General features: G+C 44.5%; 19 protein-coding genes. 15 read left to right on the forward strand and 4 right to left on the reverse strand.

Features of this window, described 5'->3' with window-relative positions; all coding sequences use genetic code 11:
• Position 1: 1 nt before the first annotated feature.
• Positions 2-1,234, reverse strand: a complete 1,233-nt coding sequence (locus MKZ13_RS14500) for an ATP-binding protein (protein ID WP_339184922.1) — start codon at positions 1,232-1,234, stop codon at positions 2-4.
• A gap of 163 nt (positions 1,235-1,397) precedes the next feature.
• Here MKZ13_RS14500 and MKZ13_RS14505 point away from each other — a divergent pair, with 163 nt between their 5' ends.
• From MKZ13_RS14505 to MKZ13_RS14525, 5 genes are all read left to right on the forward strand, one after another.
• The gene (locus MKZ13_RS14505) at positions 1,398-1,706 is read left to right on the forward strand and encodes a hypothetical protein (protein ID WP_221819423.1); all 309 of its coding nucleotides are present in this window, start codon (positions 1,398-1,400) and stop codon (positions 1,704-1,706) included.
• A 186-nt stretch (positions 1,707-1,892) separates the two neighbouring features.
• Positions 1,893-2,465, forward strand: coding sequence for an alpha/beta fold hydrolase (locus tag MKZ13_RS14510; RefSeq protein ID WP_223869139.1), 573 nt, complete (start codon positions 1,893-1,895; stop codon positions 2,463-2,465).
• Positions 2,466-2,657: 192 nt separating this feature from the next.
• A complete protein-coding gene (locus tag MKZ13_RS14515) occupies positions 2,658-3,656 on the forward strand; it encodes a helix-turn-helix domain-containing protein (protein WP_339184924.1) in 999 nt (332 codons plus the stop codon).
• A gap of 130 nt (positions 3,657-3,786) precedes the next feature.
• The gene (locus MKZ13_RS14520) at positions 3,787-4,581 is read left to right on the forward strand and encodes an SDR family NAD(P)-dependent oxidoreductase (RefSeq protein WP_339184926.1); all 795 of its coding nucleotides are present in this window, start codon (positions 3,787-3,789) and stop codon (positions 4,579-4,581) included.
• 187 nt (positions 4,582-4,768) lie between these two features.
• On the forward strand, positions 4,769-7,588 hold the full coding sequence (locus MKZ13_RS14525) for a glycoside hydrolase family 2 TIM barrel-domain containing protein (protein ID WP_339184929.1): 2,820 nt from the start codon (positions 4,769-4,771) through the stop codon (positions 7,586-7,588).
• Between the two features lie 106 nt (positions 7,589-7,694).
• Here the strand turns inward: MKZ13_RS14525 and MKZ13_RS14530 are convergent, their stop codons facing one another.
• A complete protein-coding gene (locus MKZ13_RS14530) occupies positions 7,695-9,068 on the reverse strand; it encodes a sugar phosphate nucleotidyltransferase (RefSeq protein WP_339184932.1) in 1,374 nt (457 codons plus the stop codon).
• Positions 9,069-9,085: 17 nt separating this feature from the next.
• Positions 9,086-9,895, reverse strand: coding sequence for a DUF6492 family protein (locus MKZ13_RS14535; RefSeq protein WP_339184934.1), 810 nt, complete (start codon positions 9,893-9,895; stop codon positions 9,086-9,088).
• Positions 9,896-10,097: 202 nt separating this feature from the next.
• Between MKZ13_RS14535 and MKZ13_RS14540 the strand changes: the two genes are divergently transcribed.
• From MKZ13_RS14540 to MKZ13_RS14560, 5 genes are all read left to right on the forward strand, one after another.
• Positions 10,098-10,862 (forward strand): YheC/YheD family protein, encoded by a 765-nt coding sequence (locus MKZ13_RS14540; protein WP_339184936.1) that lies wholly within the window; start codon positions 10,098-10,100, stop codon positions 10,860-10,862.
• Positions 10,863-11,060: 198 nt separating this feature from the next.
• Positions 11,061-11,801, forward strand: a complete 741-nt coding sequence (locus MKZ13_RS14545; RefSeq protein WP_339184939.1) for a LytTR family DNA-binding domain-containing protein — start codon at positions 11,061-11,063, stop codon at positions 11,799-11,801.
• Position 11,802: 1 nt separating this feature from the next.
• A complete protein-coding gene (locus tag MKZ13_RS14550) occupies positions 11,803-13,101 on the forward strand; it encodes a GHKL domain-containing protein (protein ID WP_339184941.1) in 1,299 nt (432 codons plus the stop codon).
• A 110-nt stretch (positions 13,102-13,211) separates the two neighbouring features.
• Positions 13,212-15,263: a serine hydrolase domain-containing protein gene (locus MKZ13_RS14555; RefSeq protein WP_339184943.1), complete on the forward strand. Its 2,052-nt coding sequence runs from the start codon at positions 13,212-13,214 to the stop codon at positions 15,261-15,263.
• Between the two features lie 196 nt (positions 15,264-15,459).
• Positions 15,460-16,863: a PQQ-binding-like beta-propeller repeat protein gene (locus MKZ13_RS14560; RefSeq protein WP_339184945.1), complete on the forward strand. Its 1,404-nt coding sequence runs from the start codon at positions 15,460-15,462 to the stop codon at positions 16,861-16,863.
• A 69-nt stretch (positions 16,864-16,932) separates the two neighbouring features.
• On the opposite strand, the gene MKZ13_RS14565 is transcribed toward MKZ13_RS14560, so the two are convergent.
• Positions 16,933-17,607 carry a methyltransferase domain-containing protein gene (locus tag MKZ13_RS14565; RefSeq protein ID WP_339184947.1) on the reverse strand — a complete coding sequence of 225 codons (675 nt, stop codon included), beginning with the start codon at positions 17,605-17,607 and terminating at the stop codon, positions 16,933-16,935.
• Between the two features lie 163 nt (positions 17,608-17,770).
• Between MKZ13_RS14565 and MKZ13_RS14570 the strand changes: the two genes are divergently transcribed.
• The 5 genes from MKZ13_RS14570 (at position 17,771) to MKZ13_RS14590 (ending at position 22,694) form a co-directional block, all read left to right on the forward strand.
• On the forward strand, positions 17,771-18,382 hold the full coding sequence (locus tag MKZ13_RS14570) for a hypothetical protein (RefSeq protein WP_339184949.1): 612 nt from the start codon (positions 17,771-17,773) through the stop codon (positions 18,380-18,382).
• 167 nt (positions 18,383-18,549) lie between these two features.
• Complete coding sequence (locus tag MKZ13_RS14575; RefSeq protein ID WP_339184950.1) at positions 18,550-19,530, forward strand: SDR family NAD(P)-dependent oxidoreductase; 981 nt, start codon at positions 18,550-18,552, stop codon at positions 19,528-19,530.
• A gap of 203 nt (positions 19,531-19,733) precedes the next feature.
• The gene (murB, locus tag MKZ13_RS14580) at positions 19,734-20,624 is read left to right on the forward strand and encodes a UDP-N-acetylmuramate dehydrogenase (protein ID WP_101313699.1); all 891 of its coding nucleotides are present in this window, start codon (positions 19,734-19,736) and stop codon (positions 20,622-20,624) included.
• Positions 20,625-20,810: 186 nt separating this feature from the next.
• Entirely contained in the window at positions 20,811-21,467 is a 657-nt protein-coding gene (locus tag MKZ13_RS14585; protein WP_339184952.1) for a hypothetical protein, read from the forward strand.
• A 363-nt stretch (positions 21,468-21,830) separates the two neighbouring features.
• Entirely contained in the window at positions 21,831-22,694 is an 864-nt protein-coding gene (locus MKZ13_RS14590; protein ID WP_339185397.1) for an ABC transporter permease subunit, read from the forward strand.
• Position 22,695: the final 1 nt, after the last annotated feature.

Here is a 22,695-nt window from a genome sequence, read left to right on the forward strand (position 1 = left end):
TTCAGATTTTCGCATGGACGGAGGGTGCAGCGCTGGAGATATTAAAGACAAACCGACTGCCCGTAGGACTGGACTCTTTAAGCCATACAACGCCACCCATTAATTCAGCGAGTTGTTTACAGATGGACAAGCCCAGCCCCGCTCCGCCATACTTTCCTGAATTACCATGAATCTGGGAATAGGATTTGAACAACAGATCCTGACGATCCTGCGGGATACCGATGCCCGTATCTCTTATCTCGTAGGATGCATGGAGAGTACCTTTTTTATCAGCAGATACCTCAGTAGAGATACATACTTCCCCTTTTTCAGTGAATTTAAGCGCATTCCCAACGAGATTGATTAGAATCTGACGAACTTTGTGCTGATCACCCATAAGCATCAGATGATCAGTAATATTGTATTCTGCGTACAACCTAATTCCTTTTTTCTGTGCTTCAGAAGAGAATAATTGTAATACATGTTCAACTGTTTCAGTGACACTATAAGATTTGATCTCCAGAGAGATCGCACCAGTTTCTGCTTTGGAGTAGTCTAGAATTTGATCCATCATCGACAGAAGGCTGGTACCACTTGACTCAATGACATTAACATATAACGATTGATCCTCACTCAGCCTGGTCGATTGCAACAGATTGGCCATTGCAAGAACACCATTCATTGGCGTCCGGATTTCGTGGCTGAGAACGGCCAGCAAATTTTTCTTTTCTTCAAGCACTTTTGCAGCGGTCTCTTCCGCCTGTTTTAACTGTTGCAGAGTTGTTTCCATCTCAAGAAGACTCGTGAAAAATGAAGACAAGGCCAGAAGCAGATCCACGTCCTTTTGTTGATAGGAATAGAAATCCTGATCAAATGAGCAGAGGGAGCCGTAAATTTCTCCGTTCTCATTATGTATGGGCACACCGACAAATGAGCATCCACCTACGAATTCGGTTGCGTCCATATGTCTGGTTAGTGGATGGGTTAGATTATTATTGATTACTAACGGGCCTTGGGAATGTTCAGTCACAAGTGCACAGTATGACTCGGCGTTATCAACGACCAGCCCCTCACCCAGAATTAGTTTGTCACGATTATATACGTTCAGAACTTTGGTAGATAGATGATCCAACTGGGCAATACAAAACGTATTTGCAGGAATTAACCTGCTTGCCGTGTCCATGACGTTAGCAGCCGAATCATATAATTTATGTGAGACAATGGATAGTACATCAATGAATTCTGTTTTCAACATATTGATTTGACTCCTCCTGATTGTAGAAATTCGTTGTGCACTGTATTCAGTATATATGAATTGTAAGAAGAGAGCATGGTTGGTTTTGACAGTGGAAGACGGAAATGAGAAAATATATTGCTGTGGAACATGTATATATTAATAAAGTTTTGGAGGCAAATCAATGAATCAGCGTTTTCGAATTACCCGATCCATGCAAGAAAGCAATGCGGAACAATCCATCTCGCTGGAAGAGTGCAAACTCTACTTCGAATCCCAACCCGATTTTACCTATTCACCGGTTCTTAACATTGTAGGAGCTGAGAGCACCATGACCATCGAGGGGGACTTTTTTATGTGGGACCTTGAGGGTGCACAGATTGCTTTTCGTTTGTACATGGGGGATCTGTATGTAGCTATTTCTAACGAAGCTATTGTTCCCAAAATGATTGAGATTGCAACGGATCTACGTGCAGATATCGTTGAAGGATAAGAAGTACAGAACTAGAGTTTGATAATAGCGTAACCATGTTGGTTGTAGTCTGCTTTAGACACTCCTGTAAAAATGAGACTAAAGGTTCATTTATATTCCATATGTTAGATTGTAATATATGGAATATAAAACATTTTACAGGAGGGTAATGAAGTGAAAAAGACCAAATTAATACTTGTTGTATTCATGAGTATGATCCTTGCCTTATCAATAACTGGAATAGGATCGAGTTCAAAGGCTTCTGCGGCTACGGCACGTACACCCATTGTATTGGTACATGGATTGACTGGTTCAGATAGCAATTTTACAGCAATTGAGAGTTATTTACGTAGCCAAGGGTGGACAAGAGACGAATTATTTGCGATTGACCTTCCTAGCAAACAAGGAAACCAGCTGTTGAACTCCGCAGCAATTAGTCGATTCGTAGATGATGTTCTGCGCGAAACGGGTCATACAAAAGTCAATATTATAGCTCATAGCATGGGTGGAGCTAATAGTCTCTATTACATACTTAACCGTGGAGGCGCTTCCAAAGTGGATAAGTTGATTACCCTTGGCGGGGCTAATCGATTGACCACAACGACAGCTCCGAGTGGAATAAAGGTGACTTCGATCTATTCCACCAGTGACACGATTGTGTCCCCGGTACTTTCCCGGTTGAACGGGGCGAACAACGTTTCGGTTTCCCTCGTATCCCATATCGGTCTGCTGTTTAACTCACGGGTGAATGCCCTGATCAAAACTGCATTGAATGAGTAGCTGAACATACAAAATGTGCATTCTTTCATAATATAGTGAATGATTGACTTGAACACGACTGACCATTCATGGGCAGTCGTGTTTGCGTATTATCCGGAAATGGCTCGCTGAGATAAGATTCAAAAATAGGTACATCCATTCTATAATTAGAAATCAGAATAAAAATAGAACAAGTTAAAGGAGTATGTATACATGCAACTTCAACCGAATGATCGAATTAAAGTTCATCCAGGCTTTTGGGCTGGATTACATCAATTAGGGATTGGTGCCGACGACATCGCTCGCACAGCACAACTATCTCTTGAGACAATAAATAAACCTGTAGTGACCCAATCTCAATACTTCGCAATCTGGCAGGCCTACTCTGATCTCAATGGGGACACCGCTGAAGGAATCATCAAACTTGCAACCGGATATGAAATATCGAAGTATCCTCCGCCTGTACTGGCGATGTACCATGCTCGTGATTATCGTGATGCGTTGAATCGCATGGTGCGTTACAAGCAAATGTGTCCTCCCGAGAGTTTGCAGATTACCGAAGCAGGTGAGGAATTGTTCATTGAACTCGAATGGTTACGTAAGGAGCAACAAGGTCCGCCATTACTGGTGGGTATTACGCTGGCATTTCTGATCGAACTTGGACGGAGGGGTACAGGACAACCTTTGACTGCAAAACGGGTTGAGTTCTCCCAACCGATGGGTGACGTAGCAACCCTTGAGGCTTACTTCGGCTGCCGAGTCGATACAAATTCCAACTATAATCGGCTGACGCTGGAACGGAAAGATCTGAGTCTTCCATTTCTATCGTATAACGAGGAGTTACTGGAGATTCTGACCCCGGCTCTGGATCGGTCGCTGGACGAACAAGAGAGCAATCGTTCCGTTACTGAAGTGGTCAAATGGATTATGAAACGCAGCCTCACAGGAAAGCGCCCTGACATCCAAACAGTTGCCAAAGAGCTTCGCATGAGTGATCGTACTTTGCAGCGGCGACTGACGGAGGAGAACACAAACTTCAAGCAATTATTAACGGAGGCCAGACGTGAGCAGGCCCGAGCGTACCTTGCAGATCCTTCGCTCGATATCAAAGAAGTGGCATTTCTGGTTGGATATGAAGATCAGAATTCGTTCTATCGTGCTTTCAAGACCTGGGAAGGGGATACACCTTCCAATTGGCGTGTAAGGCAATAATTCTGGCGCAAAGTGCTAGTTACTAGACTCTTCAGACTGCTTAATATTATATCTATCCGGTGTATGAAGCTGTCGGCAATGGTCAAGAAACAGCTGCCGGATAGTTGTAATCATGAAGGAGAAATGCAGGATGGATATGGGACTAAAAGAGAAAACAGCTTTAGTTACAGGATCAACAAAAGGGATCGGTAAAGCGATTGCTATAGAACTCGCCCGAGAAGGAGTAAATGTTCTCATTAATGGACGTAATGATGAAGAGGTGGAACGAACAGTTCTTGAAATCAAGTCCACTTTTCCAAAGACCTCTCCGCAAAAGGCTACCGCTGATCTTGTGGATCTGGCGCAACGCCAAGCTTTATTCGAGAAATTTCCTGAAGTTGATATATTAATCAATAACATGGGGATATATGAAATCATGAGTTATGAAGACATAAATGATGAAGTGTGGGAGAAATATTTCCGTACTAATGTACTTGCTGCCAATGGCTTGTCTCAATTTTATTTACCTAAAATGGTGAAGAACAATGACGGGCGTATTATTTTCATCGCAAGTGAAGAAGCCCTTATGCCTTCAGGCCAGATGCCCCAGTATTGCATGACCAAGTCAATGCTGTTGTCATTATCCAAAAGTTTGTCCAAACTGACAGCAGGGACCGAGGTTACCATTAATACGATCCTGCCAGGACCGACACTGTCTGAAAACGTACAAGAAATTATTGAGGGCATATATCCTGATGAGACGTTGACTTTCGAGGAAAAAGAGAAAGATTTTATGAAGAGTAATCTGCCACAGTCCGAATTACAGCGATTCATCAAGCCAAGTGAAATAGGCAGACTCGCTGCATTTGTATGCAGCCCAGATGCTTCAGCCTTCAGAGGCTCTCCCATCCGGATGGACGGGGGCATGGTTCCCACCATATTTTAAAATTGTTCAGGATACAGGATAGTATCCATAAGATGTCGCCAGTCTTGGCGACTTTTTTATTTGTAAAATAATCTATGCGAGGGGCGTCAATCGAGTTTATAATACAGGTATGATTTTCGAAAACGATTTCTGTTCATTGGAAGCGATTACTTTTATCGATTATATGAATCTAAAAGGGGACACTATCATGATAGCTGCATTAAATCTGGAAGGCATATGGAAACTCCAACTCGATGAACATAAGGTGGAACGTGGTCTGAATTTCTCAGACGTTATTACATTGCCAAATACTACTTCTCATGCGGCCAAGGGCAAGAAAAACGAGAATGTGTTAATCGGTGCGCTGACGGATGAGTACTTATTTGAGGGTTATGCCTGGTTTTCACGAGAGATTGAAATTCCCGAACAGTTGGCTGGCAAATGTTGCTTCTTGCATCTGGAACGAACAAGAGTTACCACAGTCTGGATTGATGGGGTGGAATGCGGAACACAAAACAGTCTGAACACACCTCACCGTTACGAGATTGAGGCAGGGCTAACCGCCGGGACTCATACCATTACCATTCGAGTGGACAATACCAATTATCCAACCAAAGGTGGTCACCTTACATCCGAAGACACGCAGACGAATTGGAACGGCATCACCGGGAAATTGGAACTTCAATTTTTCGAGCGTGTTTTCCTGGATAATGTCCAGGTCTATCCCGATCTTGCGACTCGATCTTTCGAGATCAAGGCAGCACTTGTTGGTGACCTGCAAGAAGTACGAATCGTGGTTTCGGCTGTTGCAGTCAGTGCAGATCCGGTGTATACGACCGAGGAACAGATTTTCGCCCCGGATTCGCAGGAAATCCAGCTGACGTACAAGATTGGCGAAGATGCGATGTTATGGAGTGATGATGAACCTAACCTGTACCAACTTCATATTCATCTGCAAGATCAGGACGGCGAAGTGCTGGATTCCACCGAAGTATGGACGGGATTAAGGGAATTCCGGGCTGCCGGAGACAAATTCACCATTAATGGTCGCAAAACGTTTCTTCGAGGCAAACATGACGGGCTGATCTTTCCGCTCACGGGATACGCGCCAACAGATGTGGATGAATGGGTTCGTATTCTCGCTATCTCCAAGTCCTACGGTATCAATCACTACCGTTTCCATACCTGTTGTCCTCCGGAGGCTGCTTTTATTGCAGCGGATCTGCTCGGCATCTACATGGAGCCTGAACTTCCGTTCTGGGGAACCATTACGGATGAATCTTCGGATGGGCATAATCAAGCCGAGCAGGATTACTTGATTAGCGAAGGATTTGCGATGCTGCGTGCTTTTGGTAATCATCCTTCGTTTGTCATGATGTCCATGGGGAATGAACTATGGGGAAGCAAGGACAGATTGAATTCGATCCTGAAGGCATACAAAGCATATGATCATCGTCATCTATACACTGAAGGTTCGAATAACTTTCAGTTTGTGCCGGACATTTTGGAGGAAAGTGAATTCTTCTGCGGGGTTCGTTTCTCGAAAGAACGCCTGTTTAGAGGTTCATATGCGATGTGTGATGCTCCGCTTGGTCACGTGCAGACCGACCTGCCAAATACATTGAAAGATTACGATTCAAACATTGTACCTGAGCAAGGCAGCGATGCTGACCCTTCTGGTCAGACTGGGGACAAAGAGATTCAGATTCAGTATGGGACAGGTTCCAAAACAGTGCAGGCCGAAGCTGGAAGTGACCAACTTGTCTCACACGTACCAATCATCTCGCATGAAATTGGACAGTACGCCACGTTTCCTAATTTCGAGGAGATCAACAAGTATACGGGTTCTCTCAAAGCCAAGAATTTCGAAGTATTTCGAGAGCGTCTGAATGCCAAAGGGCTGGGACATCTGGCGGAAGCATACTTCAGAGCCTCTGGTAAACTCGCGGTCGCATGTTACAAGGAAGAACTGGAAGCTGCTTTTCGTTCGCAGCAACTAGCCGGGTTCCAACTGCTGGATCTCCAGGATTTCAGTGGTCAGGGAACAGCGCTTGTGGGTGTACTGGACGCATTCATGGATTCCAAAGGCATGATTACACCTGAGGAGTGGAGAACGTTTTGTTCCGACGCTGTGTTGTTGGCGAGATTCCCCAAATATAATTATCAAGCGGGTGAATTGTTCGAAGCACGCATTGAACTAAGTTACTTCCGGAGACAAGCATTGGATGGACTTCAATTGAAGTGGGAAATTCAAAGCGAGCAGATCGAAGGAAGCGTCCTATTGGAAGGGAAAGCAGACCTGCCAGCGACCCATGGAGAACATTATGTGAATGTCGCGGATCTCAGCATTCGCATTCCTGAGGTCTCCAATATGACCAAAGTGGAGCTTAGACTGTCCATTCCGGGTACGGATATCCGTAAGTCTTACGACCTGTGGATCTATCCGAGCCAACTGGACGTGGAATTGACCGGATTAAATCTCTTTACCGAACTTTCCGAAGCAGCGCTGGTGTTGCTAGAGCAGGGAGAGGATATCATGCTTTTCCCAAATCCCGACCAGATTCAACATGCGATTCAAGGTTTCTATAGCACCGATTTCTGGTCTTATCCTATGTTTCGTTCCATATCAGAGAATATGAAAAGAGAGGTTCCCGTGGGCACAATGGGATTGTTGATTCAGAGGGATCATCCAGCATTCGAACATTTTGTCACGGAAGATTACTCGACCTATCCGTGGTGGAATATCGTATCCAACTCGTCCTCGATGATTTTGGATGAACTTGGGCCAGAAATTACGCCGATCGTGCAGACCATTGACAATTTTGAGCGAAACCACAAGCTCGGCTTGTTGATGGAGTGTCGGGTCCGGAAGGGGAGAGTGCTGATGGGAGCGCTGAATCTGGAGCGTCTGATGACTACATTGGAGGGCAGACAGTTGTTATACAGCTTCCAGCGTTATGTACAAAGTTCCGCTTACCAGCCAGTTGCACGTCTGGAAGTAGAGGAACTTCGCAAGTTGTTTAACTAAGATATAGGGAGAAGAAGTGTCAGGTTTCCCTTAAATATGCCAATGAGCCCCTTCCGCGAATGGAAGGGGCTATAAGACATGCAGAATGAATCGGTTCATTTTCCCATTAAGCGTTAGATGAACCTGCACTTTTTAGGATTACATTCCAATCTTCTTCTTCAAAAAGTATGTTGTCTTTATCCTCTGTTACTCCGATCCGGACCTCAAGGATCACCATCCTGGCTTCAGCCAGAATAGAAAAGAGACTCTCCTTGGTAATCGCGAACTGATTGCCCATATTCACTTGCATGACCTTTCCGTTGACAAGCACTTGCCCACTGCCTGCAAGCACGGTCCATGCTCTACACCCAGTTCTATGCCAGTTCAACCCGATATGTTTGCCCGGTAGAACCGTTATGTTTAATGTGGTTACAGTTGTATTCTCATCTTCTAACGAACTCTCAATGACACGATAACTGCCCCAGGTTGCTTCACCATACATCGGTTTTAATGGCAAGCTACCCAATTGCGCTTTAATTTCATTTGAATTATTTTTGTTGGCAATGAGAATGCCATCCGGACTTGCGGCAGCGATAATACCTGGCACGCCAATGACTTGGATGGGGTAGGGAAGCTCGTTAATAATATAGGAATTGGAGGAAGAACCCGAGATTCCACCGTGTCCGATTACATGTGTATCTAACTGTGCGCACAGCGTATCCCAGCTTCCGATATCCTGCCATAATCCCTTATAAGGCAGGACTACGGCCCGCTGTGCCTTCTCTGCAACATGCTTGTCAAAACTTCGTTCAGGCAACGCTTCATACAGGGACGACAATTGATCATAATGAACCGGAAGCCCCATTTTTTTAATATGGGATATCATAAACGCGACGGTGAATGCGTACACACCGCAGTTCCATAGTGCCCCACGTTGTAGCAGAGTTTCAGCAATGGTGGCTTCGGGTTTTTCTATAAATTGTGTTATGGGCGCATAAACATTACGTTCTTGCCCACCCGGCAGGATGTATCCATACTGTTCTGAAGCATGTGTAGGCCTTGTCCCAATTAAAGCGATATCGGCTTGAGAATGTTTCAATATGTCCGGCAGTAATTGGAAGTTGCTGAAAAAATCTTCACCTGCGAACACATCAGCTGGCGCGATACAGATCACATCGTCATCTTTGGCCATTCGGAAGGATTGCAGATATAAGGTCGCTAAGGCCGCCGCAGTAAAAGTGCCTCGTTTATAAGGTTCCCCGATGACTGGTATTTTGCCTTGAGTATGTCGAGCCGTAATATTAGCCTGGTCCTGATGTGAAATAATGAGTGTTGAATCCGTTAGGCATGAACTGTCAAGCTGGCGGCATACTCTGCTGATCATGGATTCCCTACCTCCAGCGGGTGATGGAAGTATATCTATGAACAGCTTGGAGCGAAGCTCATTGGATAACGGCCAGAGCCTTTTGCCAGAGCCACCGCACAGCAGTACGATATGCATGGGCTTCCTCCTTAAGCTCAGGGAGCTTTACTATAGATTTTCCGTTTATGAAAGGAAAGAGAACGATATTTAAGAGCCAGATTACGGATTTGTTGCTCTTTTAACGAAGAAGCGTTCACATTCAGACTTTTATTCATGGAACTTCTAAGGACCATGCTGCCTGGGTTTTTCGTATACATAAAATTGGCATACGTTTCATACTCGGAGAAACCAAACTGTTTCTTCTTATTGATATTGGAGATGATCGCTTTGTACCATGGCAGCTTATGAGCCGCTTCAATTTTCTGTTTTAAGGCAGCGAGTTTCGATTTGTCGAACAGCATATAATGAGTGACAAAAGAGCGGGGACGCGGAGCTTTCATGCCTAACAACTTGCGGTAGGTATTGAAATATTCCGGCTGGCTCCAGTCACGGCAGTAAAAGACTGTTTTGCCTTCTACAAGAAATGAATGAGGTTTAATCAGTACGGTATCTGCATCCATGACTAGAAAGTACTTTGCCTTCACAATGGAATCTCCGTTCATTTTGAGCAGCTGCTGATATAACCAGCCTGACCGATTCCATCGGGAGGACTGGTAGTGTATGTCGTTTTTGGTTATAGGCAGGACGGATCGCTCATTAACAAAAATGCAGTTTTTAAGGGAACAGAGTTTTCTGATTTTGGTGCTGACCGGAGAAACAATATATATGCTTCCAATGGGATGTTTTACATAACGGCGAATGTTATCGATGACGAGGGGAAGGGTAGCCAAATCTTTCTCGATCGCTGGTATAAGAACATCAATCTTAGGCGCATTATTCAACCGGATTCCAGGCAGGACGGACATCTTCTCAACTCCTTGCACAAATCGTGATGACTCATTATATGGTATGTGTGCAAAAGTGTTTTGGTCAGGGCATGTGCAAATATACATTTTTACGAATAGGGGCTTTTGTTGAGGGTTCCTTTATCGGTATTACATATAATGCTTGCAGGATCTTGATCAAACAGCAGGCTTTGATTCGGTTGCTGAAGGGAGAGTTTACGACATGGGAGTTGATAAGTTGCAGCCGTTAAGAAGCAAGTGGTTAAAAACAAAATTGATCATTAATAATGAATTAATTAAACCGTTTATCCCCGACACACAGAAATATAACAAGACGAATCTGAAATCCATGATCAGCAAATATGGAATGGTCTATGTCAAACCCGAGAGAGGTACTTTCGGGATGGGTGTTATTAAGGCAGAGATGGAAAGTCAGCAACATTTTGTCTATCAGATAGAGCAAAAACGCCTGACGTTTGACAGCTTTGAATCGTTTTATAACAGTCTGACTCGTCTGGTGAATAAAAGAAGTTATCTGATTCAGAGAGGAATCCATCTGCTTAAGCATAATAACAGACGTTTTGACATCCGAGTCATGATACAGCTAAGCCCGACCAAACAGTGGGAAGCTACCGGAATCATCGGCCGACTGGGTCATCCAAAGAAAATCGTAACCAATTATCATAGTGGTGGTACACCGATGGATATTCACAAGCTGCTACAATCACATGCATCCACTAAACGCAGGAATGAACTGGTTCAGGAGATGAATGAGCTTAGCCTGCGCATAGCTCGTCATATGAAAAAAAAGTACCCGCATCTTAAGCAAATTGGTGTAGATATCGGCCTTGACCACAGTCTGAAACCCTGGATTATTGAGGTGAATGTCAAACCTGACCCATATATATTCAATCAATTAAAGGACAAGACGATGTATCGCAAGGTAATACGATATTACCGCCACGCTGTGCCCAAAAAATCAGAATAACAGACCGCACTTTTCATAGAAATGGCTGGAGAAGGTTTCAAGTTCAAGAGTCGCCAATGTGGCGACTTTTTTTGTTGATCTGCGTTTGAGGGTCGGAATAATGCATTTCATCCCAATTCGACTCCCAAACCTATGCTAAAATAGTATATTCGAGAGTGAAATTCAGAGTCGATGTCGATGAAAGGCGGATGTTCCCCCATGTTCAATATTGCAATCTGTGATGATGAGGAGCAGCAGCGAGAACGTGTTAAATCGATGCTGGTCTCCTTATCTCTAAAAACCAATTTTGATTTTCAAATTAGCCTATTCACATCTGGTGAACAACTGCTCTCGCACTACAGGGAGGTTGGGGATACATTCAATATTCTCATCTTGGATGTCGAGATGGGCGGAATGAACGGGATTCAGACCGCTAAAGAGATCAGGAACATGAAGTTTCTGGATGTACAGATTATGTTTCTGACCAGTTACCCGGAATATATGGTGGAGAGCTTTGATGTCATGACCTTTCAATATCTGATCAAGCCAATTCAGCCGCAAGTTTTCGAGGAAAAGATGATTAAGCTGTGTCAATATTTTCAGGCATTGGACAAAAAGTATATATTAATCAAATCAGATTATGATGAACTGCTTTTGAAATATGATGATATTCTCTGGATTGAGGTCGTCAAAAGTTTAACGATCAAGAACAAGTTGAATTTTGTGACTCAGGAAAATGTATATGAGACCAAAGGCATTTTATCCAGCTACGCTACCGGTTTGAAAGACCATGGTTTCTTGCAGATTCATCGCTCAATTATCATTAACCTGATGCATGTTCAGAAGTTTTCCGGCACCCAAGTCGTCATGTTGAATGGAACGGAACTGCCCATAGGTCGCTCCAAGGTCAAGGAAGTCAAGGATGCCTATACCAAATACATGATTATGAGGATTCAATGACATGGATACGTATATGATATTTTCTATCTTCTTCGTGACTTTACTTATGGCATTTCAGGCGAATTTTTATTTTGATTCTGTGTTGGGCAAGTCCAACCGTAAACCGCGTAGAGCGATCTATTTCTTGGTATTTGTCATGTTGGGTTATTTTTATTGGGTTTCTTCCTTCTCTGATATTGGTTCCACTGCGGTTGCTCTGCTATTAATCTTCAGTCTGGCACAATCCTATGAAGTAGAGTTTAAAATCAAGCTTGTTTTTACCATCCTGTATGGGGTTCTAATTACTATGGCAAATGCCATCGCTGTATATATTCTCGGTGTTCTGGAATCCGCGGATTACAGTTCAATGGATCAGTTTAACGGAGAAGACCACTGGGTTCTCTCCAAGGTTATGCTGCTTGGTTGCAGCATCATGTTCGTTGTCATTCAAGTTGTCCGTCTCGTCGCCAAACGTAGAAGTTTTGCCGTTCACTATCGGTATTATTTGCTGTTTCTCATCGTACCGATCATTACGATCTATCAGATCAATGTGGCCTCCATATACAGTGAAAAGAACATATTTTACGTCTTTTCTGTACTGGGCTCTCTTTTTCTCAATGTGTTCATAGTCTATGTGTTCGATAATATGGTGGAAAAGGTACAGCTTGTGCATGCAAATGCCCAGTTACAGCGTCAGATGGATCATCAGGATGCCAACTATGAGAAGACCGTTCACAGTTTCAAAAACATTAAAAGCATCATCCATGATATTAACCAGCAGTTTCTGTATATTGATGAATGTATCCAACGTAACGAACTGGCGGCGGCAGGTGACCATATCAAGTCTACACTGAATACGATTGAAGGTGCTTACCAGCGGGTGAACTCCGGCAATCTAGTCATTGATGCACTCGTTACAAATACCTTGGCTATGGGGCAGGCAAACGGGATCAAAATCGACACCAAAATCCAGCTTCACTCGCAACATGTGCAGATTGATCGATATGATCTGTGCGTGGTGCTCGGTAACATGCTCGATAATGCGATCGAGGCTTCCAAGAAGGTCAGACAAGCCGAGGATCGATATATCCTGATTGCCATTCACTCCACATCATCTGCACTTGTCATCCAGATTATGAATCATGTGGAGCAACCGATAGTTGACTTGAAAAGTGACAAGCCCAATCCGGAGTACCATGGGATCGGTCTAACCAATATATCGAGAATGTGCGAGAAATATGGTGGACATATGAGTATTGAGCATCAGCATCGGAAATTTAACAACATGGTCGTACTTCCGTTCCACACCGACAACCCCTGAATCTACCATTCAGGGGTTGTTTTTTTCCATTCAGGGTCCGTTTGCGTTCGAACAGTCTCTTCCCGGATATGATGAATTCATTCATAAGAACATTTGAGGGAGGACATAGGATGAAGAAATTAATTAGTCTTTTATGTACAGCGGTGCTTGTAATTACGCCGCTGACATCTGTCAGCGCAGAGGTGAATAACAGTGCAACGATTGAGGCACGGGCGGAGCAGATCGCCAAGGAGATGGTGCAAACCTACGGTGTCACCAGTGTGCAATATGCGATCATGGATGAAGGGGAATATATTTTATCAGATAGTGTCGGATTGCACGATAAGGCATCACAGAAGCCAATAGACACGGATAGCATGTATGGCATAGGCTCGGTTAGCAAAATGGTTGTTACAGCAGCCGCTATGAAGCTGGTCGATTCCGGTAAAGTAGATCTTGATGAGCCGCTTACTTCGTATATCAAAGAATTTAAAATGGCAGATGCGCGATATACTCAAATCACACCACGCATGTTGATGAATCATTCATCCGGTCTTTACGGTACACATTATGGAAACAGCATGTTGTTTGACGATAACGACACCCGCAATCATGATGAGTTATTGCTCAAGCTTCAGTCCGAAAAACTGAAATCCAAACCTGGCGCATACTCCGTCTACGCCAATGACGGTTTTCAATTGCTTGAAATCCTGGTTGAACGGGTGAGTGGTTTGAGCTACAGCGAATATATCGCCAAGTATATCAGCGAGCCGTTGAAGTTGGAATCAACGAAGACACCACTAGATTCCTTTGACAGAGCACAGTTATCCGAAACCTATTGGCCTACACTTGAGATGAAGATGCCTACCGAAAATGCTAACATTATCGGCACCGGCGGAGTGTACTCTACCGCAGAAGAATTGAGTCAATTCGGAGAGGTTTTAATGGGGAACAGACCGGATATTCTGTCCGAATCTGCTGTGAAGGCCATGCAATCTCATGAATATCGTAATGGCATATGGGTATCAGATGAACAAAATACGATCAATTATGGCTTGGGCTGGGACGCGGTTGACCTTGCACCGTTCAGCGATTATGGGATTACCGCGCTTGCCAAGGGCGGAGACACCATGCTATATCATGCCGTGTTAATCACCATACCGGAACATGATATTTCAATGGCGGTTCTATCCTCTGGCGGATCTTCCGTCTACAATCAGATGTTTGCCAGCAAAGTGCTGCTGGACGTTCTGGAGGATCAGGGCATCATCGACGATGTTCAGCCTGATCAGAAATTCTCACCACCTGTCAAAGTGAAGATGCCGACGAAGTTGAATGCTTACTCAGGTCTGTATGGTACGGTAGGTGCAACGCTGGACATAAAGATCAATGATGGTGAGATGCAACTGCCTGCCTTGCTGGGAGGAATTATTCCTGAGCAGACCTATGTGTACACAGGCGACGAACATTTTACAAGTGCGGATGGCAGTGTAAAAGCTAGCTTTGTGAAGGAACGTAATGACAAGGTGTATGTTAAAGTTCAGGGCATGATTACGTTACCCGGCATAGGCCAAACGGTAATGAACACGTATGATTATCAAAAACTGGATCATAATGCACTGGATGTAGCAACAAAAGAGAAATGGACAGCTCGTGACGGCTCGAAATATTACGCGTTGGATGAAAAAATAACATCGATCTTTTATCTGCTTCCATCGATGCTGATCAAGAACCTTTCCGTTGATGCCAAAAATGGCTATGCTAATGGCACGCAAATTATGGATGCGAACAACGCAGAGAATATCGCCGAGATTCCTGTGATGAATGGAAGAGACGCGTTTGATCTTAAATTTTACACGAAGAATGGCGCCGAGATTATGCTCCAGGATGGGCAGGAATACATTGCCGAGGATGCGATTACTCCAATCTTTGGTGGAAAGAAAGGAATTACAACTATTCCGGCAAACGGTCAAGCCCGGTGGTATGCGATCGATGCCCGATCGGGTAACAAATCCATCACGGTGGATTCTCCGAAGACCGGAGGTTATGCAGTGTATAATGATAAAGGGGAAATGGTTGACTTCTCTGTAGCAACCAATCAGGAATCGACGAAGCTCCCGAAAAGTGGTTTTATCGTTTTTGGTGGGGATGCCGGTGATGTATTCCAGATCCAACTAAAGTAAAGCAGAAACTTCATTAATGAGTCACGTTCGCAACTTATCACCGAAAAAATACAGTTATCAAGAAGTCGCCTGGTGGCGGCTTTTTTGATATTTTATTTGAATAATTTAACAATATGGTAACTATTTGGACCCACCACACGTTATGTTTATGTAGTTATATATAAGGCTAATTTTTCAACTGGAGGAATCACTATCTATGATCAATAGACATAAACGTCAAACAACTATGCAATGGAAAAGAAGAGCAGGAAGACCCATCATTGCAGGCCTTACTGCCGGAATGCTGATGGTTCACGGCGTTATCGGCGTGTTGCCATCGCAGGCACATGCTGAAGCATCGGATGTATCCATCCGTAACTGGTATTCGTATCAACGAATCACGGTACCTGAACTGAAACCTTCTTGGACAGCAAAAGTAGATAACTATCTGAATATGAACGAGACGTATGTTGGAGTTAATGCCATCGCAGAAGAAGGAAAAGTATTCACGTTTGCTGGATCAAAGCTGATTGCACTTGATGCGACAACAGGTAAACGGTTGTGGACTTACGGCAAAGAACTGACTCCTTATATTACCTATCAAAGCGGGATTCTCTACGGACTGACCATTGATCACAAGCCATATGCCTTGAATGCGAAGACAGGCATTGCAAAATGGCAGTCAGGCACATCCACCTGGATTGATACGTATAACCGTACGGAAGCTCTGATTCCAACGGTGGATACCCTCTACGTGATTAAGGGGAGTACAACGTTTGCACTGGATATCCAGTCAGGCAAACTGCGCTGGGAAGCAGATGAACCATTAGGTGAAGGTAATGGTACTGAGTATCTGAGAGAATCTAATGGTGTGGTGCTGAGAACCTTTTTCGTTCAAGGGGCACTTACATCCTTACAGCTTAATGCATATGACAAGAAAACGGGCAAGAAGTTATGGGGTCATTTTGGTCAGGGGGAAGCTATTCAGATCAAAGACGGTCTTGTATACTCAGCGGACTACTATTCTTCGATGTTGGAAAATGACGAGTCTTCACCAGAACGCAAATGGAAAGTGAATGCGTACAATCTGGAGACCGGTGTGTTAAAAGGAAGTCAGGAGTATAAGTGGACCATGCCGGGGGATCCACCGTATGTGAATGGGTATGGAGGGATATTTTCCAATAAAGACAAACTATACATTTTACAAGGGGATAATATAGCGGAGTATCCGTTGACCTCAACCAAGCCGGGTCCCGCGCCACTTCGAACTTTTCAGCGCCCTTACGGAGAAAATATGGTGTGGCTTGGCATTACACAGGAAAGGTTGATCTTCAAAAACGACAACACGGGAGAACTCACAGGCATTAAGCTGGCTAATGGTCAAGAGGTCCAGTGGCATGGTGATGCCCCCGTTTCTCAGATTGATGTTTACGGCAAAGGGATGTATCGAGCGCAACGTAACGGCACACTGCTTGTCCTCAACATGATGTCGGGTCAGTCGGTCTTCCGCGTCTCCACCGGTGGAGATCTGCACAGCACGACGTTGAAGACAAACGGAATGATCATCATCCAAGCCGAAGGCAAACTTCTCGGCGTTAAGCTGCCAGCGTCGCTGAAATAAGTGATTTAGAATGAAAAATATGGGAGAAGACTGGATTACGGCATAGCTTGCTCATAATCCGGTCTTTTTTTATTTTTGCGCATAAAACACTGCAAAGTCCAAGTACTTGTACATGCAGTCTGCCACGCGAAACCCCGCTTCCTCCAACCACATCAATTGATCCTCCAACGTGGCATTGATATCCACCTTGCGTCTTTCGATCGAAGCCGAGATGGCTTCCTCAGACAAACCACTTTGTTGAATCGCTTCTAACCAGCGCTTGCGGTAATAGGTCTCCGTATCGGGGGTTCTTCCCTGAACCTGATCTGCGTTGATGAAGCATCCGCCTCGTTCTAACAGCTTATGTACAGAATCAAACACCTTTTTCTTGTCAGCGTGGGTCAGATGGTGAATGGACAGGGAGGAAATAATCATATCGTAGGAACTGGTGAAATCGTACTTGGAGTAATCCCCGATCACATACTGTACTTGGTTTGCATCAGCAAACCTTCGACGTGCTCCTTCGAGCATTTGATCACTAATATCGATCAGGGTTAATCGCGCGTTGGGATACTTTTGCAGGACCAATCCGGAGAGCAGTCCCGTTCCTGCACCCAGATCAAGAATACGTGGAGAATCGAGCGGGCTTTCCATTAGATCCAGAGCCATTCCATAAAAATCATCAAAACAAGGGATAAGCTGCTTTCGCTGCACATCATAATCTTGGGCTACTTTATCAAACAGCTGCTTTACTGAGAATTCCATGTGCTCATCACTCCTTGAGGTTTTCTCCATATTTTACAAACTGGAAGGGATCAAGGGAAATACTGATTATGGATAAACTCATAGGTTGGACCTATGGGTTCCGAGTCTCTGCCATGGGTAATAACATGTAAGCGCAGAATATAGACAGGGAGGAATGAACCTGATGATTCAACCACGTTCTATTATGATGAGCATCTCGTTAATCGTTATAGTTCTAACACTTGCAGCTTGCTCTGGTAGTAATGAACCTTCGGCTATCCCGGAACCATCAATGCCAGTAGGTGGAACAGAAGAAGCGAATGAAACGAAGCGTCCACAGACCGAAAGTTTTGAAATGTTGACCGCAGATGGCAATCAATCACTAGAGGCGACCTTACAACAAGGAGGAGAATTTTCCTTGTACGTATTCGAGAAATTCACATTTGATGCTGCTCAAGGCCGTCTGTCACTGACTAGTAACGGTGACTATTATGTGGATATTGAACCACTGCCTTCGGATTATAATCTGGCAGAATTGGAGACAGCGGGTAAAGAAGAATTAGAAAAAACCGGTAAGGTATCCGATTATAGTGGAGAACTGGTAGAACACCCGCTTGGTTATGCCGAGCTCTATCTTCAGGCCTCAGGTGAAGAAGGAATTAGTGATTATATGGTCTGGAAATCAGAAGAAGGGGACGCATTTCTATTCCGTCTTCATAATCCAAAAGGAGAAGAGGCCTCTGATTTCGCCAGCCCGGTCCTTGTTTCGTTATCCACCGTTCAGGGTGATTCGTAACTTAGATGACCATAATCTTTTCAACGAAAGTCGCCAACTGGCGGCTTTTTTTACTTTTGCAGATTACATGGAGAAGTTGCGAGGTGATGTATTCACTTCCATTTGACTTAGAGTACGCTCTAAGGTGTAGACTAGCATCAGCAACGATCCCAAAGGAGATGAACAGAATGACACAGGAAAATAATACTAGAACTTTACAACATAAAATGGGCTCTGGCTTCAATCATAACAGTACAGCGGAAGATGTATTGAGAGATCTGGACTTGTCAGGACAGCTTGCTATTGTAACGGGTGGATATTCCGGCCTCGGGTTGGAGACGACACGTGCGCTTGTTAACGCGGGAGCCCGTGTAGTGGTGACTGCGCGTCGTCCAGCGGTTGCGAAGGAAGCACTTTCTGGTCTGGAAGGTGTTGAAATAGATGCATTGGACCTCGCTGATTTATCCAGCGTTCGTGCTTTTGCCGAGCGGTTTCTGGCGAGTGATCGGAACATTGACATGCTGATTCTTAATGCGGGCATCATGGCTTGCCCGGAGACGCGGGTTGGTCCTGGCTGGGAAGCTCAATTTGCAACCAATCATCTGGGCCACTTTGCCCTGACTAATCTGTTATGGCCAGCACTTGCAAGTCAGGGGGGAGCACGTGTTGTTTCCTTGGCATCAGCGGGACATCATTTCTCACCGATTCGTTGGGATGACATCCAATATGAACATGGCTATGAGAAATTCCCTGCCTATGGACAGTCCAAAACAGCAACGATTTTATTCAGCGTTGAGCTTGATCGTCGAGGTGCGGAGCACGGAGTACGGGCTTTCTCCGTTCATCCAGGCGGAATTATGACACCACTACAGCGTCATATGCCAAAAGAGGAAATGATTGCTCTGGGCTGGATTGATGAATCTGGACAAGTGGCCAACCCTGCGTTCAAAACACCTGAGCAGGGGGCAGCAACGCAAGTCTGGGCAGCAACTTCACCTCAGCTTGAGGGAAAAGGCGGTGTCTACTGCGAGGATTGTGACATCAGTGAAATGGCTCCAGAGGATGGAGGTTTCTACGGGGTCAAGAAGTATGCTATCGACCCTGAGCAAGCTATTCGTTTATGGGAGCTATCGGCCAAGCTGACTCAAACAGACATAGAACTCTCATAATCATGTAGTTGCGGCAACAAAGCAACGGCTTGCTTCCATGCAGGAGCTCACGGAAAAGTTCAAAATCTAAAGAGAATACGATTAATTATAATGAAAACAACATAATTTCAAACAAAATCTCCTATTTAGCATATAATAAAGAAGGAGCATCTCATTTTCGCGATGGTGCAATCATTTCTTTATGAATTCAGGGAGAGAAAATCATGAATATTTTTGAGCATCAGATACCTTTGGAAAAAGTGAAATTCAATGAACCGCTAAAAAATCATACGTTTATTAAAATAGGTGGCAACGCAGATATTCTCATCCATCCAACAACGATAGACGAAATCACTAAAATCGTGGAAATTGCCAACTTACATCAGTTACCTCTGACGGTTATTGGGAAAGGCTCAAACGTCATTATTAAAGACGGGGGCATCCGGGGAGTAACGATTTCTCTTAGCCACTTCGATCAAATTAAAGTGAGTGAGGACAGCATGATTGCGCAGAGCGGCGTTGATATCATTGATGTCTCCAGGCTTGCTTTGGAGCATAGCTTGACCGGTTTGGAGTTTGCTTGCGGTATTCCCGGCAGCACGGGGGGCGCACTTTACATGAATGCCGGTGCTTATGGCGGTCAGATCGCCGATGTTGTTGAACGTGCGACTGTGATCACCAAAGACGGTACAGTGTTGGAGATCCCGCGAGAGGAGATGAAGTTTGGTTATCGAAATAGTCTCTTCAAAATGGATCACTATATCATACTGGAGGCCGAATTCGGGCTCAAAAAAGGAAACAAGGAAGATATTGCGAGCAAAATGAAGGAATTAACGTTCCTGAGAGAATCCAAGCAGCCGCTTGAATTCCCCTCTTGTGGAAGTGTATTTAAACGACCCGAGGGACATTTTGCAGGGAAACTGATTCAGGATTGCAACTTGCAGGGCACTCGCATTGGAGGTGCTGAAATCTCCATGAAGCATGCAGGTTTTATCGTAAATGTGGATCACGCTACTGCCCAGGATTATATGGATCTGATCCAATTTATTCAGAAGAAAGTATATGATACGTTCCAAGTTGAATTGGAAACCGAAGTAATCTTTCTGGGAGAGTAACTTCATTGGAATCATTAGGAGGTCGCCTTTGGCGGCCTTTTTTGCATGTGGGAGTGGTACTGAAACAAGTATCCACATGCTAATTATGGTAATATCAGAGTGATTGTATTTAATATTTCATCGTTATCATAAGGAGTGTACATGGAGATGTTCAAGCGTAACAGGAGAATACTGCTAATCACTGCAATGGTAATTTTACTATCGCCCCTGTCAATCTTGGCATATATGTATATGAATGAACGTGCTGGCGGCCTAGCCGATCAACGGATATCCAAGGTTTGGGGATTAAGTGAACCTATACATATTCCTATAGCGAACAGTCCTGAGAGGGCAGTTCAGGAATTTAGAGGTGAGTTTTATACCCCCCAATTCATTCATCAGGAGGCTGTGGACGGGGGCATGATTTTGTTTACGCACAAAAAGGGTCGGGAAAACAACAGTAATCTGCAGATGGAGTATACCCGCAAGAACATATTCGGATGGAAATGGGTATGGGGTGGAGGATATTCCATTAATGAATCAGTTGAATCCAAGTTTGCACTGCATTATATGAGCATACCGAAACTGGAGCAAGTCTCCACTCCTTTTCCCATGTTATTTGGTAATATTGAGGACTCTTCCATTAAACGTATATCCGTAGAGACACAGGAAAATGGAACAGTAATCGCGACCGAAGCGAAACTGATTGAGGTGAGTCCGGGACATCTAATTTGGTATGTTTTCCTTCCTCCGTCAGCGGCTATTCCATATGTAATTGAGGGATTTAACGAAGAAGGGAAACTCATTACCCATGAACAAATTAAAGATGCCAATGATAGCGGATCGTTCACTCTGGGGAAATGAGGTATGGACTATTAAGGACATAATGTGAAAAGTAAACAACACCATAATCGCTTCAGAGGTCGCCTATGGCGGCTTTTTTTGTTGCCAAAGTAGTACCAACCATTCCGCCAGTGAATGAACCGATCCTGCAAACCCGCGTCACGCAAGCGATTGGCTCATGCTATGGCTGATTGAACGATTGTTGCTGACCCCGCTCTCCCTTAACATGTGAACAGAGGAGCCTGCTCGTCATTCACCATCATTCTGTCAAAGGGGGCCCGCGATCGTATGGCTGAGCTGTCGGAAACATCAACGTTGCAACCCAGGGTTACAGTCAACAAACCCGTCAAACCAAGTTATCTGCGTAACATTCGAAAACACTGGATGTTGTATGTCATGATCCTGCCCGGCATTTTGTTCTATATTATTTTCAAGTACATTCCACTTGGCGGAAGCGTGATTGCATTTCAGAACTTTCAGATTATGAAAGGCATATGGAGCAGCCCATGGATTGGCCTGGATAACTTCAAGTTTATTTTTACGTATCAGGATTTCTATCATGTGCTTCGGAATACAGCTCTGATTGCCTTATACAAACTGGTGATCGGATTTCCTGCTCCCATTCTGCTAGCGCTATTGTTCAACGAAGTGAGAAAAATGCTTGCCAAACGCTTTTTGCAGAGTCTGTTTTATCTGCCTCATTTTCTCTCCTGGGTTGTTGTCGGGGGGATCGTGTTTGAGGTGCTAGCCTCGGGTGGTTTTGTAAATGCTGTCCGTGGATGGTTCGGGTTCGAGCCGATCCTGTATATGCAGCAGGAGCAATATTTCCGACCTATTGTTGTCCTGTCCTCCATCTGGAAAGAGGTAGGTTGGGGAACGATTATATACCTCGCTGCGGTAAGTGGCATTGACCCCACGCAATATGAAGCGGCTGTGATGGATGGAGCAAATCGCTGGAAGCAAACGATCTACATTACATTGCCTGCGTTGTTCCCGACGATCTTAACCCTGTTCCTGCTGAATATCGGCAATTTCCTGGAACTTGGCTTTGATCAGATCTACAACCTGCTGACACCGATGACCTACTCGGTAGGGGATATCATTGAAACGTATGTATACCGCTCTGGTGTCCTGCAAGGGCAATATAGCGTAACAACAGCGATTGGTCTATTTCAGTCGGTGATTGGCTTCATTCTGCTCTGGGTCTTCAATCGGCTTGCGAGAAAATCAGGAGAGGGGTTGTGGTAAT

This window comes from Paenibacillus sp. FSL R5-0701 (assembly GCF_037973995.1).
Taxonomy (GTDB): domain Bacteria; phylum Bacillota; class Bacilli; order Paenibacillales; family Paenibacillaceae; genus Paenibacillus.